The 15082-nt window shown below is 45.1% G+C and carries 15 protein-coding genes and 1 other annotated feature; of the genes, 4 read left to right on the forward strand and 11 right to left on the reverse strand.

Translation table 11 applies throughout. The annotated features are described in order from the left end of the window. Window positions 1-441: 441 nt before the first annotated feature. Window positions 442-1983, forward strand: a complete 1542-nt coding sequence (locus R7D93_RS05630) for a long-chain-fatty-acid--CoA ligase (protein ID WP_225495390.1) — start codon at window positions 442-444, stop codon at window positions 1981-1983. A 126-nt stretch (window positions 1984-2109) separates the two neighbouring features. Here R7D93_RS05630 and R7D93_RS05635 read toward each other — a convergent pair whose 3' ends face one another. The 8 genes from R7D93_RS05635 to R7D93_RS05670 form a co-directional block, all read right to left on the reverse strand. Beyond that, window positions 2110-2805, reverse strand: a complete 696-nt coding sequence (locus R7D93_RS05635; protein ID WP_182016734.1) for a Crp/Fnr family transcriptional regulator — start codon at window positions 2803-2805, stop codon at window positions 2110-2112. A gap of 196 nt (window positions 2806-3001) precedes the next feature. Further along, window positions 3002-3808, reverse strand: a complete 807-nt coding sequence (gene trpA / locus R7D93_RS05640; RefSeq protein WP_047009991.1) for a tryptophan synthase subunit alpha — start codon at window positions 3806-3808, stop codon at window positions 3002-3004. After that, a complete protein-coding gene (trpB, locus tag R7D93_RS05645; RefSeq protein WP_005376781.1) occupies window positions 3808-4998 on the reverse strand; it encodes a tryptophan synthase subunit beta in 1191 nt (396 codons plus the stop codon). Before trpB ends, trpA begins: the two co-directional genes overlap by 1 nt. Window positions 4999-5062: 64 nt before the next feature. Further along, window positions 5063-6502, reverse strand: coding sequence for a bifunctional indole-3-glycerol-phosphate synthase TrpC/phosphoribosylanthranilate isomerase TrpF (gene trpCF / locus R7D93_RS05650; RefSeq protein ID WP_225495389.1), 1440 nt, complete (start codon window positions 6500-6502; stop codon window positions 5063-5065). Between the two features lie 13 nt (window positions 6503-6515). After that, complete coding sequence (gene trpD, locus R7D93_RS05655) at window positions 6516-7526, reverse strand: anthranilate phosphoribosyltransferase (RefSeq protein WP_225495388.1); 1011 nt, start codon at window positions 7524-7526, stop codon at window positions 6516-6518. Window positions 7527-7563: 37 nt separating this feature from the next. After that, window positions 7564-8172, reverse strand: coding sequence for an aminodeoxychorismate/anthranilate synthase component II (locus tag R7D93_RS05660; RefSeq protein WP_054577683.1), 609 nt, complete (start codon window positions 8170-8172; stop codon window positions 7564-7566). 16 nt (window positions 8173-8188) lie between these two features. Next, window positions 8189-9754 (reverse strand): anthranilate synthase component 1, encoded by a 1566-nt coding sequence (locus R7D93_RS05665; RefSeq protein ID WP_033905669.1) that lies wholly within the window; start codon window positions 9752-9754, stop codon window positions 8189-8191. 126 nt (window positions 9755-9880) lie between these two features. Further along, window positions 9881-9984, reverse strand: a sequence feature (Trp leader region). After that, window positions 9931-10056, reverse strand: a complete 126-nt coding sequence (locus R7D93_RS05670; protein WP_005376787.1) for a trp operon leader peptide — start codon at window positions 10054-10056, stop codon at window positions 9931-9933. Its footprint overlaps the feature before it by 54 nt. 95 nt (window positions 10057-10151) lie before the next feature. Between R7D93_RS05670 and rnm the strand changes: the two genes are divergently transcribed. Both rnm and R7D93_RS05680 read left to right on the forward strand, forming a co-directional pair. Further along, a complete protein-coding gene (gene rnm / locus R7D93_RS05675) occupies window positions 10152-11009 on the forward strand; it encodes an RNase RNM (RefSeq protein WP_005386777.1) in 858 nt (285 codons plus the stop codon). Window positions 11010-11068: 59 nt separating this feature from the next. Continuing rightward, window positions 11069-11689, forward strand: coding sequence for an L-threonylcarbamoyladenylate synthase (locus R7D93_RS05680; protein ID WP_005376791.1), 621 nt, complete (start codon window positions 11069-11071; stop codon window positions 11687-11689). A gap of 93 nt (window positions 11690-11782) precedes the next feature. Here the strand turns inward: R7D93_RS05680 and R7D93_RS05685 are convergent, their stop codons facing one another. After that, window positions 11783-12493: a calcium-binding protein gene (locus R7D93_RS05685; RefSeq protein ID WP_005376796.1), complete on the reverse strand. Its 711-nt coding sequence runs from the start codon at window positions 12491-12493 to the stop codon at window positions 11783-11785. 565 nt (window positions 12494-13058) lie between these two features. On the opposite strand from R7D93_RS05685, the gene rluB reads away from it, so the two are divergent. After that, window positions 13059-13997: a 23S rRNA pseudouridine(2605) synthase RluB gene (gene rluB / locus R7D93_RS05690; protein WP_005376798.1), complete on the forward strand. Its 939-nt coding sequence runs from the start codon at window positions 13059-13061 to the stop codon at window positions 13995-13997. A 187-nt stretch (window positions 13998-14184) separates the two neighbouring features. Here rluB and R7D93_RS05695 read toward each other — a convergent pair whose 3' ends face one another. Together R7D93_RS05695 and yeiP are read right to left on the reverse strand one after the other, a co-directional pair. Next, a complete protein-coding gene (locus R7D93_RS05695; RefSeq protein WP_005376800.1) occupies window positions 14185-14505 on the reverse strand; it encodes an HI1450 family dsDNA-mimic protein in 321 nt (106 codons plus the stop codon). 2 nt (window positions 14506-14507) lie between these two features. Continuing rightward, complete coding sequence (yeiP, locus tag R7D93_RS05700) at window positions 14508-15074, reverse strand: elongation factor P-like protein YeiP (RefSeq protein ID WP_005376801.1); 567 nt, start codon at window positions 15072-15074, stop codon at window positions 14508-14510. Window positions 15075-15082: the final 8 nt, after the last annotated feature.

Consider the following 15082-nt stretch of genomic DNA (forward strand, 5'->3'; position numbering starts at 1 on the left):
ATTGGCAATATGCAGCAAGGTATTATTGATGGATTAATCGATATTTTATTGACGAGCGATAAAGTTTTGTTCAATAGCAAACGTTTGCTATTGATTTTTCTTATAAGGGTTACGCTTGGGATTGTTCAAGTTTATTTTTCTTTATTTGTTTTCTTTTTGTTAATTTTAACCGCTTTTGTATTTGCTATTGCAGTCAGAGTTTTTAGTGACTTGGGGTGATATTTATAACAATTCATCTCTTTCAAGCTCACACTTTTATTAATTTGCCTTCTGAAATGTTAATTGCTTTACATTCTTAGTTCTGATTGCGTTGTAAACATAATGTTAAATGGTAATGACTGGTGAGAATCAAATGCTGACGATCCAGTGTTAAGGATAACTTGCTTAGTTAATGCTCCTGAGCTGATTAGACGAGAAAGACAAGTAAGAGGTGAAGAGACTATGATGAATCTTGCTGCTGCGTTACAAAGAAATGCTGCGAGTAAACCAGATAAAACGGCGTTGATATGTGGCGCTGAAAAGATAAGTTATGCGCAATTTGATGCGATCGCTGGCAAGATCGCAGCGTCTTTAATCAATAAAGGCGTAAAGCCAGGTGACCGCGTTGCGATTTCATGCCCAAACATTCCTTTTTTCGCGTTTGTTTATTATGCAATACAAAAAGCTGGCGCGGTTGCAGTCCCATTAAATGTGCTTTTGAAAGCGCGAGAAATTAAGTATCACTTAGAAGATTCAAAAGCGAAGTTTTATTTCTGCTTTGAAGGGACGAAAGAACTGCCAATGGCAAAAGAGGGTGTAAAAGCCTTTGAACAAGTCGATACATGCGAAGGCATAGTCGTACTGACTCAATCTCAAGATCAAAGCTATTGGAATGGTGTAATAACTCTCAATGCGTTTATAGCCGATGTCCAACCGTTGCCAGATTATATACCGCGTAATGCGGATGATACTTGTGTGATTTTGTATACATCAGGCACGACAGGCTTACCAAAAGGCGCTGAGCTGACTCAGCAGAACATCATAATGAACGCTCTGGTGGCACAAAACATTATGGGCAGCCAGGCCGATGATATTCACTTAGTAACTTTGCCTTTATTTCATACATTTGGTCAAACCGTCCACTTAAATGCTAGTGTTTTGGGCGGGGCAACATTGGTGTTAGTGCCTAGGTTTGAGCCTAAACATGTTCTTGAGCTGGTGGAAAAACATAGGGTGACGATATTTGCTGGTGTGCCAACGATGTACATCGGTCTGCTTCATGTGCAGCATCAATTTGATACCTCGTCATTGCGTGTTGCAGTAAGCGGTGGTGCGTCATTGCCAACCGAAATCTTTCGAACCTTTGAAGAAACATTTAATGTGCCGATCTTAGAAGGATACGGGTTGTCGGAGACAAGTCCTATTGCATGTTTTAATCATTTGGATCAGGAGCGCATACCAGGCTCGGTAGGTCAACCGGTTCAAGGTGTCGAAGTAAAAGTTATCGATATTGAAGGTAATGCACTACCGATAGGCGAAGAAGGTGAGATTGTTGTGCGTGGTCATAATGTTATGAAGGGATATCTTGACCGCCCAGAAGTTACTGAATCTGCACTACAAAATGGTTGGTTCCATACTGGTGATGTGGGCCGATTTGACAGTTCAGGTAATTTGTTTATTGTCGATAGAATGAAAGATCTGATCATTCGAGGTGGATTTAATGTTTATCCCAGAGAAATTGAAGAAGTTTTCATGACTCATCCTGCAGTTTCAATGGTCGCGGTGATAGGGATTCCAAATGAAGAGTATGGCGAAGAGATAAAAGCCTACGTTGTACTTAAACCAAAAGAATACATTGACGCCGATTCATTACAAAAGTGGGGTAAAGAGCAATTAGCCTCGTTTAAATATCCTCGTTATGTCGAAATTCGTGAGCACCTCCCGATGAGTGCGACAGGAAAGATTTTGAAACGTGAGTTGAAATCTGAATTGAATATAGCTTAGTCAATTCAATGGTCTTTGTGTCACAGCGCCACTTGCCTAAGCGCAAATGGTGTTGTGCTCTTGACCAATTAGATGCATAAGGTTTTTAGCTATCGTTAGACAATACTTACCGTTTGTTGAATGGATCTATTGCTCGAGTTTTTTAAAGTATTCTTCTAAGCGCTTCGGATTGGTAATGGTTACTGAGCCATAGTTTAGCTCTAGCATCCCGATACTTTCTAATCGTTTTAGTATCTTGTGTACACTCTGACGAGTTAGCCCCATCATGTTAGCGATATGTTCTCTTGTTACCCTGACAACGCATGGTCGAGTATCGATCGCTTGATTAAGTTGGTATTCAGCAAGCAGCAGCAACCTTTTGGCGACTCGTTCTTCAATTCCTCTAATCGCGTCATCTTCGATAACAGAAATAGCAGACCACAAGCGGCGGCTAAGTAAGTCGAGTATAGTGGGGTAACTTTGAGGGTATTTGGCGAGTAATTGGCGAAATTTATCTCCAGGAAGCTCCATTACAGTCACGTCAGAATGCGCGGTCGCACCAAAAATACGAGGCATACCGGGAGAAAAAACATTGTCTCCAAACCAGCCACCAGCTTCGAAAATCATCAGTGTGACTTCTTTGCCTTTTGAACTAATTGAGTTCACTCTCACTGCACCTTGAGCTATGACCATAAGAGAAGATTGAAGCGCACCTTTATTGCAAATCAGTGCTTTTTCGTCGAAGCAGCGAACCTTAGTCATTTGCGCTGCTTCACTAAGCCCTTTATCTGGCAGCCCTGATAGTACAGGACATTTGGCTAGCAGTGTTTTGACTTCTTCCATGTAGCAACCTTACTGCACATTGCTTTATTGAGTGAGTTAAGTTACCCAAGCTTAACACTCTTTGAGTGCTCTGCTTGAGATAGATTTGGAAAGTGCGGGCGTTGAACAAAAAATGACGTGGTATAAACGCGATAGTAAGAAAACGCCCACTAAACATAATGTTAAGCGGGCGTTGTTGTGTCATATCAAACTGAAATTATTTTTGAGTGGCAGCTTTCATTGCAGAAACGAATTCACCTAGCTTGTCGAGCATAATTTGTGGCTGATCAACGTTCGCTTCAATGATTTTTACCACGGCTGAACCAGAAATTGCACCAGCGGCGCCAGATTCTAGTGCTTGTTTCACCTGTGCAGGCTCAGAGATGCCAAAACCAAGTAGTGCTGGTGGCGCATCAAACTGGTTCAGTCTATCGAGCATATGACCTACAGGCATGTTTGCTTTGGTTTCTGCGCCAGTAACACCTGCACGAGAGAGTAGGTAAGTGTAGCCGCCACCTAACTCTGATACTTGCTTCAGTGTTTCATCACTTGCCGTTGGTGGTGCGATGAAGATTGGGTGAATACCAAACTTTTCTGCAGCAGCAACAAATTCGGCACTTTCATTAGTTGGTACATCTGCAATCAAAACAGAATCGATACCTGCTTTTGCACAACGCTCATAGAAGTTCTCGATACCACGAGAGTAAACAAGGTTCGCGTACATAAGAAGACCAATAGGTAACTCTGGGTATTTAGCTCGGATCTTACCGATTTGCTCGAAGCAGATATCTGGTGTTGCACCTGAATCTAACGCGCGAATGTTAGCGCCTTGGATGGTTGGGCCATCGGCTAGCGGATCTGAGAATGGAATACCAAGTTCAAGGGCATCTGCGCCAGACTCAACCAGTGTTTCCATGATTTTGTAAGACTGCTCTGCGTTTGGATCGCAAACCGTTACGAACGGTACAAATGCGCCTTGGTTCTTTTCGTTTAGGCGCGCAAACATCTTCTCATAACGGCTCATTAGATCGCTCCTTTTTCTTCTAGGATGGCATGTACAGTGAAGATATCTTTATCACCACGACCAGATAGGTTAACAACCAGCAATTGCTCTTTTTCTGGATTCTCACGTGCCATACGCAGTGCGTGTGCCACGGCGTGAGAAGATTCAAGTGCAGGGATGATGCCTTCATGGCGTGCAATCTCTTGGAATGCTTCTAGCGCTTCATCGTCTGTCACGTTGTCGTATTCAGCACGGCCAATTGCGTTTAGGTGTGCGTGCTGTGGACCAACTGAAGGGAAATCAAGGCCAGCAGACACCGAGTAAGACTCTTCTACTTGGCCGTTTGGATCTTGCATCAATGGTGCTTTCATACCGAAGAAGATGCCTGTTTTACCATGCTTAAGTGGTGCACCGTGCTGGTCAGTATCGATACCTTTACCTGCTGGCTCAACACCAATTAGGCGAACGCTTTCTTCTTCGATGAAGTCAGCAAACATACCAATTGCGTTTGAACCACCGCCCACACATGCGATAACCGCATCAGGAAGACGACCTTCACGTGCCAAAATCTGATTCTTCGTTTCTTCACCAATCATGCGTTGGAAGTCACGCACGATCGTTGGGAATGGGTGAGGGCCTGCCGCTGTACCTAGTAGGTAGTGCGCGTCTTCATAAGTTGCAGACCAGTCGCGTAGCGCTTCGTTACATGCATCTTTAAGTGTCGCTGAACCCGAGTGGACAGGAATAACTTCTGCGCCCATTAGCTTCATACGGAATACGTTCGGGCTTTGACGCTCAACGTCTTTTGCACCCATGTACACGCGACACTTAAGGCCAAGCAGTGCACATGCTAGTGCGGTTGCAACACCGTGTTGACCTGCGCCAGTTTCAGCGATGATTTCGTTTTTGCCCATGCGTTTCGCAAGTAGCGCTTGACCCAACACTTGGTTGGTCTTGTGCGCGCCACCGTGAAGTAGGTCTTCACGTTTTAGGTACAGTTTGGTTTTCGTACCTTTGGTTAGGTTACGAGTTAGAGTCAAAGCCGTTGGACGGCCCGCATACTCTTGAAGAAGCGTCATGAATTCGCTGCGGAATTCTGGATCTTCTTGCGCGTCGATAAACGCTTGCTCTAGTTGCTCCAGTGCTGGAACTAGAATTTGCGGAACGTACTGACCGCCGTATTCGCCAAAGTAGGCATTCAGTTTTGCCATCGTTATATTCCTTCTCGTATTTTTCGCTACGAATAGCTTTAAATTTTTTAGCTGATATCCAGCTTTAGTAGTTGCGAATAGCAGTGAATGCCGCGAGCAACTTCTGTGAATCTTTTTTGCCTGGTGCGCTTTCTACACCAGAGTTTAAATCTAATCCCAAGCAACCTAGTGTCGCTGCTTGTTGAGCATTTTCTGGCGACAGTCCGCCTGCTAGCATAATTTGGCTTGGGTTGCCAATCAGTGACCAGTCGAACACTTGACCGGTTCCGCCAGTTTGAGTGCCAACTTGCGCATCTAATAAATGGCGGTCAATGTTTTCTGCTAGCAGTTCTGGCTTGGCATCAGTCACGCCGTAAGCTTTCCAAATTTCTACCGTTGCTGGCAGTTCGGCTTTGAGTTGGTTTACGTAAGCTTGGTCTTCTTGACCGTGCAGTTGCACCGCTTTTAAACCCAAAGAGGTGACGACAGAAGCAACAAAATCGATATCGTGATTTTGGAAAACGCCTACATAGTTCAGTGGAGCACCGCTCATGGTTAAGCGAGCACCTTCAAGGTCAACCGCACGCTTCGACTTCTCGACAAAAATCAGGCCACCAAATACTGCGCCAGATTGATACGCTTTTGCTGCGTCATCTGGATGCGTTAAGCCACACACTTTGTTGTCGCCTAACGTCACTTTACGTACAGCAAGTTCTAGGTTGTCTTCCGCCATCAGTGAACTACCAATCAAGAAGCCGTCTGCGTATTCCGCTAAGTCACGAACTTGTTGATGTGTATAAATGCCAGATTCTGAGATTACTGTTGCGTTAGGAGCCAGTTCGCGAATAGTCGGTGCCAGTTCTTTTGTACGATTCAAATCAGTACTTAGGTCGCGAAGGTTACGGTTATTGATGCCGATAACGCGTGCGCCCAGCTTAACGGCACGATGAAGCTCTTCTTCGTTGCTGACTTCGGTCAAGATACCCATGTTCAGGCTGTGTGCTGCTTCCTCTAGCGCTTTGTACTCTTCGTCATTCAGGACAGAAAGCATCAGTAGCACGGCATCAGCACTGTAATGACGTGCTAGGTAAACTTGGTAGCTATCTACCATGAAGTCTTTGCACAGAACGGGTTGTTTGACTTGACCACGTACTTGAGGAAGAAAATCAAAGTTACCTTGGAAGTACTTCTCGTCTGTTAGGACTGAAATTGCATCTGCGTGGTTGTTGTAAACCGATGCAATGTAATCCAAGTCGAAGTGATCACGAATCAAACCTTTAGAAGGAGATGCCTTCTTACATTCGGTGATGAAGGCCGTCTTTTCGCCACTCAGAGCATCATAGAAGCTGCGGTCCGATGGCTGCAAATCAGACTGAAATGTGCTTAGCGGTTGAGACACCTTACGGTCTGCTACCCACTGATATTTGTCGCGGACAATTTTCGCCAGTACTTCTGCCATTTCTGCTTCTTTCTTAGAAACGTGTTCAGACAGGTTGTCAGCTTGCTGAGTGTTGAAGTCAGTCATCTTCTTCAATTCCTTAAGCGTGTGCGGCAAGTTGTTGTACCAATTGGTACGCCTTGCCTGAATTCATTGCCTCAATCGCTTGTTGCGTGTTGGCTTTTAAATCTTCGTGGCCGAATAGACGCATTAGCAGAGCAACGTTTACTGCCACTGCACCCAACTGTGCGTCTGTACCTTTACCCGTCAGAATATTGGTAATGATCGCTTTGTTTTCTTCAGGATCGCCACCTTTGATTGCTTCTAGTGGGTGCGCTTCTAGACCGAAGTCTGCAGGCGTTAATTTGTATTCTGTGATCTTACCGTCTTTGATTTCGGCAACGGTTGTTTCACCGTGAATTGCTACTTCGTCCAAACCACTGCCGTGTACTACAGCGGCGCGCTTCATACCCATTTGTAGCATGGTTTCTGCGATAGGACGAACCAGTTCTTCATTGTAAACGCCCATCAATTCGATGTTAGGACGAGCAGGGTTAATCAGTGGGCCAAGAATGTTAAAGATGGTGCGTGTTTTCATGGTTTGACGCACTGGCATCGCATGGCGCACACCACCGTGGTATTGAGGTGCAAATAGGAAAGCAACACCGATATCGTCTACCGCTTTGCGCGTATCTTCTGCGCTCATAGCTAGGTTGATACCAAATGAATCAAGAAGGTCAGAAGAACCCGATTTGCTTGAAACGCTGCGGTTACCGTGTTTCGCTACTTTTAGACCACATGCTGCAGCAACAAACGCCGCAGTGGTTGAAATGTTGATGGTGTTGTGACCGTCGCCGCCAGTACCTACGATATCCGCGAAATCATAATCTGGACGAGGGAATGGGTTTGCGTTTGCCAGCAGTGCTTTTGCAGCGCCTGCAATTTCATCCGGTGTCTCGCCTTTGATTTTTAGTGCAGTCAGTGCTGATGCCATCAAAATTGGGTCTAGTTCCCCACGGATAATGATGTCGAATAGCTGTTGGCTCTCTTCCTGAGTAAGCGATTCTTGCTCGTACAGTTTGGTAATAATAGGGTTGATGATTGCTTCCATATTTCCTCTCCTAAATTTCTTATGTGCCAAGTGCTTTTTACGCAGTGAGTGGGTTCGCTGAAGTTTGTTCTTCTAGTGCCCATTCAATGGCATTGGCCAACAGTGTTGCTCCGTAGGTCGTCATAATAGATTCCGGGTGGAACTGGAACCCGCAAACTTTATCTTCTTCATGTACAACAGACATGACCAAGTCATCCACTTCTGCTGTGATGGTTAGGCTCTCAGGAACCTTGGTCGCAACCAGCGAGTGGTAACGTGCAATTGCAAGTGGTGATGGTAGGTTTTGGTAAATCGCATGGTTTTGGTGCTCCATCATAGAGACCTTACCGTGAATGATTTCGCCCGCGCCAGCAACAGTACCGCCGTACGCTTCAACAATTGCTTGATGACCAAGACAAATGCCGATCATCGGTACTTTGCCTTTCATACGTTGGATAAGCTCTGGCATTGAGCCTGCCTCTGACGGTGCACCAGGACCTGGTGACAGCAGAACCACCGGGTTTTCAAGCTCGTTTATCGCTTGTTCAATGGTTTCTGCTGGAATGTTGTTTCGGTAAATCTTGACTGAGTGACCTAGCGAGCGGAATTGATCCACAAGGTTGTAGGTGAACGAGTCAAAGTTGTCGATAAAAATGATATTAGCCATCTCTGAACCCTATTCCTTATTGTGACTTATGCGCTGCTTGGATAGCAGAGATTACCGCTTGTGCTTTGCCGCGCGTTTCGTCTGCTTCCGCTTGTGGATCAGAGTCGAACACCACGCCAGCACCAGCTTGAACTTGAGCAATGCCGTTCTCAACGTACGCTGAGCGGATCACGATACAGGTGTCGAGTGTGCCTTCACCAGTGAGGTAGCCAACAGCGCCGCCGTAGCTACCGCGTCGTGCGCCTTCTACATCGCGAATCAACTGCATGGCACGAATCTTAGGTGCGCCGGTGAGCGTACCCATGTTCATACATGCTTGATATGCGTGCAGCGCGTCTAGGTCTTCACGCAGTTGACCAACCACACGAGACACCAAGTGCATTACGTGGCTGTAGCGGTCGACTTTTAGAAGGTCTGCTACGTGGCGAGTACCAGCTTGAGCAATACGAGCGACGTCGTTACGTGCCAAGTCAACCAACATCATGTGTTCTGCGTTTTCTTTCATGTCGGTGCGCAGTTCAAGTTCGATGCGGCTGTCTAGGTCGAAATCAATCTCGCCGTTAGGGCGCTTACCGCGGCGACGAGTGCCTGCGATTGGGTAGATTTCAATTTGGTTGGTATCGGTTTCATACTTAAGCGCGCTTTCTGGTGATGCGCCAAACAGAGTGAACAGCTCATCTTGCATGTAGAACATGTAAGGGCTTGGGTTACTTTGTTTCAGTTCTTTATAAGCAGCCAGTGGAGAAGGACAAGGTAGAGTGAATCTACGAGACGGTACAACTTGGAATACATCGCCTTTCACTACGAACTCTTTTAAGTCGCGAACGGTTTGGCAGAAGTCTGCATCAGACACGCTAGGTTCTACCGTTACATCTGTTATTTGCTCTGCACTCGGCAACAGTTTTGGCGCTGCACATTGGGCGCTAATTTCTGCAATACGAGTCTCTAACGCTGTTTTCTCTGAACCATCAACAAACAACGTCGCTTGAAGCTGGCAAGATTCCGTTTGATGGTCGACAACAAGTAGTGTTTCCGCGACGTAGAAAACGTAATCTGGACACTGATTTGTTGCTTCGGCATTACCAAGCGGCTCAAAGTTTGCGACTAAGTCGTAGGCAAACAGACCACCAAGGAAAATTGCGTGTTTGTCTTGCTGTGAAATATCAAAACTATGCTGAACCAAACGCAGCGCATCGAAAGAAGAGGCTTCACGTAGGCGAGAGTCTTCATCTAACGTGTCGCATGGCTGGTTAAACTGCAAAGTTAGCGTTTCGCCATCGAACTTGCTCTCAACATCACCACGGATGTTCTGGTTTAGGTGAGACAGTAGGTTTTTACCGTTATTGGTCAAGGCGTGCATGCTAACGGTATGGCCGAAGCAAACAATGCGAACCGCTGAATCTACGATCAGCAGGGATTTTAAATTTTGCTTTGAATCGATCTCAGCAGATTCCAGCAATAGGCTGTCAGTTTTGTTCTCACATAGTGTGTGGAACAAGCGAGTCGGGTCTTGAGTATAAGGGACGGAAGCCGTTAGCACTTCAAGCTGTCCAAGTTTCTTAATTTCAATGGCCTTGTTCACAAGACCTCCTTGTAGCTGTTTAAATCTTCCTGCCGTACATAGTCGCATAAAGCAAACGTTCTCCCAATCTAGAGTTGGCTATATTCGATTAATGTTTAGGCAGTTGAATGTGAAATGAGCAACAAAACAAAAAAGCCCGCTTAAGTAGCGGGCTTTACAACGTTTGGTTCTATAAACTAGAAGTATACGTTTGCCCACCAAGAACTAGTCCAAGTGCGCCACCAAGCAAGATCTGATGAGTTTGCCTTATTAAGACAAACCGCAACTTTCGCTTTTTGGTTTTGGTTAAATTCTTGTAACATGGTGAACCTTAAATTACGTACTTTGTATTTGTGTACTAGTTAACTAGTGCGAGAGTAAAAAGTCAACCCCAAAACGGCATTAAAACGATAAAAATATGAGAATTGATTTACATAGTCACACCACTGCATCGGACGGTCGGTTAGAGCCTAAAGATTTAGTGGAAAGGGCGCTGAGTTTTGATATCGAGGTTTTGGCGATCACTGATCACGATACGGTTGACGGTTTGGCGTTAGCTAAGCAATACGTTCAAGATAATAATTTGCCGATAAAAATCATCAATGGCATTGAGATATCGACCGTCTGGCAAAACAAAGACATTCATATTGTCGGCCTGAATATCGATCCGGAAAATGAACAATTATCTGCCCTCATAGAACAGCAGAAGCAGCATCGCATAACACGATCTGAGTTAATTGCAGAGCGACTACAAAAAGCAACTCGAGTAGGTGTGCTTGAAGAGGTAAGGCAAATCGCCGGTGATGCTCCAGTGACAAGAGCGCATTTCGCGAAATGGTTGGTAGATAATGGTTACGCAAAAACCATGCAAATGGTGTTTAAAAAATACCTAACGCGTAATAACCCAGGTTATGTACCACCGAATTGGTGTTCGATGAAGGATGCGGTTGATGCTATCCATGCGGCTGGTGGAATGGCGGTATTAGCGCATCCTGGTAGATATAAGTTGACAGCGAAGTGGATTAAGCGTCTTCTAGCAGCGTTTGTCGAAGCGGGTGGTGATGCGATGGAAGTTGCACAGCCACAGCAAGCGCAACAAGAAAGGCGCAACTTGGCTGATTATGCTATACAATACAAACTATTAGCCTCTCAAGGCAGTGATTTTCACTACCCATCACCGTGGATGGAGCTAGGAAGGAACCTATGGTTGCCTGCTGGCGTCGAACCAGTTTGGAAAGATTGGGGAATAGATCCTTCGTTGAATAATACTCAGTAATACGAAGTCGAGAACCCATAAAAATATAGAGCCGAGAGGCTCGATAATGAGGAATTACAATGAGCCAGTTTTTTTACGTTCACCCAGAAAACCCACAGGCTCGCTTGATTAATCAAGCAGTAGCAATCATTCGTAACGGCGGCGTTGTGGTTTACCCTACTGATTCAGGGTACGCACTTGGCTGTCAGTTGGAGAACAAACAGGCACTGGAACGAATCTGTCAGATTCGTCGTCTGGATGATAAGCATAACTTTACTTTACTGTGTCGTGATTTGTCGGAGCTTTCTCTCTATGCGCGAGTGGATAACTCTGCATTCCGACTGCTGAAAAATAACACACCAGGTCCTTACACCTTCATCTTCAAAGGTACTAAAGAAGTACCGCGTCGTTTGATGAATGCAAAACGTAAGACCATCGGTATCCGTGTTCCAGACAATCAAATTGCCTTGGACTTGTTGGAAGCATTAGGTGAGCCGATGATGTCTACATCGTTGATTCTACCTGGCAGTGACGTAACAGAATCTGATCCAGAGGATATTCGCGATAAACTAGAACATGCGGTTGATGTGATTCTTAATGGCGGTTACTTAGGTGAACAACCTACGACTGTAATTGACTTTAGCGAAGGTGAACCTGTTGTGGTTCGTTTGGGATCTGGTGACCCTGCACCATTCGAATAGTAGACGCACACCACCGTCAAACAAAATAGGAGGCATCGCGCCTCCTATTTTAGTTGTCATATCGAATATCTCATTGAACTTAACTGATTGAGGTTAAGCGAAATCGAAAATGTCGATACCATTTTGTTCTGCATAGTTGATGTATGCAGAGCTCACACCGTTTAGTGTCACTTCAACATTGTATTCATCACTTGAGAATACTGCCCAGCCACATTCATTGTAAGATAAAGTCAGATCATCCGCTGAATCCAAGAACGTATCTCGAATGCCATCGTTATCAGTGTCTCGGCCCATATCAAAGACAAGTTTGTCATGGAAAATATTAAAATCGACAATGTCGGCTTTAACATCAATATCGTTGGAAGACACTGGCTGATCAGGTACACCAATAGCCAGGCGGTTTGTAAGCACGAAGGTGTCGTCTCCACAGCCACCGCTCAGTACTGATTCACCATCACCAACAACGAGCGTGTCGTTACCCCAGCCACCACTCAAGTAGTTGTTGCCTGAATAATCAAAAATTGTGTCGTCGCCACAGCCACCAAAGAGTTTGTCGTTTCCTAATCCGCCGGATAGGAAATCGTTTCCAAAACCGCCAGAAACAAAGTCGTTACCTCGGCCACCAAGCAAGGTATCATCTCCCCAGCCACCGAAGACAATATCATTACCTCCGTATCCTACAAACTTATCATCACCACAGAAGCCGAAGAAAATATCGGTTGTTTCAGAGCCTTTTGTGCCTGTCATATCGTCATCTTGAGATGTCCCAAAAATCCAATTTAGGTCGAGATTTAGCATAGACATTGTTCTATTCCTTTTTGTCTGATTTATGCCAATCGCCGAGAGTGCAGAGCGAACCGAGTGAGTCAGAGTACACGATAGCATTAGTGTTATTTTTGATGTGAACTAATGACTTAAAGACAATTTTTGTCTTGTTACCCACGACCTTGCTTTGCTATGAGCGCTCATTGTCTGCGGTGATTGGTATTACTTAGCAGCAAACAGGGACGGCTTATTCTTCGTTGCTTTCTAGCAATACGAACAGTAAACACACCCCAAGTGGTTATTGTTGTAACCCTGACAATTTTATCAGGTACCGCGTGGTTAAAGTGGTTCAGGAAGACCGATATTAGTGGGATTCTCGTTGAGCAATGCCTGCTTTAAGTAGTAAAAAAGTTGCAGAATAGGACAAATATTTCGGTCATTTTTGAAGTGAATTTTGGTGTGGAGAATGGCGCCGATTTAGCTTACATTAACTAAGAAAGTTACGTATAATGTCCGACCGAAAAATCCCACTGAAATGGGTAAATAGCAAAATACAGACCAATCCTGGTCTAGACGTCTGTGAAGACGACACATAGGTAGATAAATGAGCGAAAAGTTACAAAAAGTATTAGCACGTGCTGGTCACGGTTCTCGTCGTGAGATTGAATCGTTAATTAAATCTGGTCGCGTTAGCGTGAACGGTGTAGTCGCTAAGCTTGGTGAAAGACTTGAAGACGAGAGCAGCGTAGTTCGTATCGATGGTCACATTGTCTCTGCAAAGATTCAAGAAGAAGTGATTTGTCGTGTACTTGCGTACTACAAACCTGAGGGTGAACTGTGTACTCGTCACGATCCAGAAGGTCGTCGTACTGTTTTTGATCGTCTGCCAAAAATTCGTGGCTCTCGTTGGATTTCAGTTGGTCGTCTGGATGCGAACACTTCTGGTCTTCTACTTTTCACAACGGATGGTGAACTGGCGAACCGCTTAATGCACCCAAGCCGCCAAGTTGAACGTGAATACCTAGTACGTGTGTTCGGTGAAGTAACTGAACAGAAAGTTCGTAATCTAGTAAAAGGTGTTGAACTGGAAGACGGTTTAGCTCGCTTTGAAGATGTTGTTTACGCGGGTGGTGAAGGCATGAACCACACGTTTTACGTTGTTATCAACGAAGGTCGTAACCGCGAAGTTCGTCGACTATGGGAATCGCAAGAGTGTACCGTTAGTCGTCTGAAACGTGTTCGTTACGGCGACATCTTCTTAGACAAGAAACTGCCTCGTGGCGGTTGGATGGAGCTTGACCTGAAAGAAGTAAACTACTTGCGGGAGCTTGTAGAGCTTCGTCCAGAGAAAGAAACCATGCTTGATCTGAACAAAGACAACACGTCACGCAAACGTGAGCGTGCACGCAGCCAAAAAATTCGTCGCGCAGTTAAGCGCCATGAAGAGCGTGTTAACACGCCAAAAGGTCGCAGCAACAACCCTTCTCGTCGTAAGCCGAAGAAGACTGCTGGTGACCAAGGCGCACGCAACAAGCATCGTTAATCGATAGCAAAACATCAGAAAGGCTTGCCAATTCGGCAAGCCTTTTTCTTATCTGTTACATAACAAAAGGATCTAAAGCCTATATAGAGCAGGGTGCTTTGTATAAACAAATATCTCAGCTAGACGAAAACAACAGATAAAAAAATACCAGCACTAGGCTGGTATCTTTGTTCATGATGAAGAAACGTTAATCGCGTTTCCAAAGCATATGGCAGAACTTATGTTCAGGGTCTCGGCTGATTAGCATACGAGCAAATACGTCATCAAGAACGTCATTTTCCTCATTTACTAGGCCGATACGAACCTCTGCATATACTTCTTTGTCGATCTCGAAGCCAACATGTTCAACCCAGTCATCACCGGTTTCAACAAGTTCTGCGGCACCACGATCTTCAAATTGCGCAGTAAACAGAATCACGTCAGCAGGCTCTAGGTTATCTGGAGCCATCTCAAGGAAAATGTCGTACGCTGCGTCGATGACGTCGTCGTAAGAAATCAAATCAGACATGCTTATGCTCGGCTCATGTATTTACGTTCAGCTGTGTTAATGATAACTCGGTCACCAGTTGCAATGTACTCAGGAACCTGGATGACAAGACCTGAAGCGAAGCGTGCTGGTTTAGTACGAGCAGATGCAGAAGCACCTTTGATTGAAGGGTCAGTTTCTTCAATCACTAGCTCAACAGAAGATGGTAGTTCAATACCCACTGCAGCACCGTTAACAAGGATAATGTGGATACCTTGTGTATCTTCGTTGATGAACAGCATGTCGTCTTCAACTTCATTGTGCTTGAATGTGTATTGTGAGTAGTCTTCGTTATCCATGAAGATGTGCTCATCGCCGTCAGCGTATGAGTACACAACTGCACGTTTGTTCATTTCTACCGTTTCAACAACGTCATCAGACTTGTAACGCTCATCTACACGTGCGCCCGTGTTTAGATCTGTACAACGCATTTTGTAGATTTTAGCGCCGCCACGACCGCCAGGAGTCGTTACTTCGATGTCTTTAACTAGAAGAGTTTTACCATTAGACTCGATTGCGAAGCCTTTTTTGATTTCACTTGCCTTTGGCATTGTATATT

It is taken from the genome of Vibrio sp. YT-15, assembly GCF_033337445.1.
Classification (GTDB): Bacteria; Pseudomonadota; Gammaproteobacteria; order Enterobacterales; family Vibrionaceae; genus Vibrio; species Vibrio alginolyticus.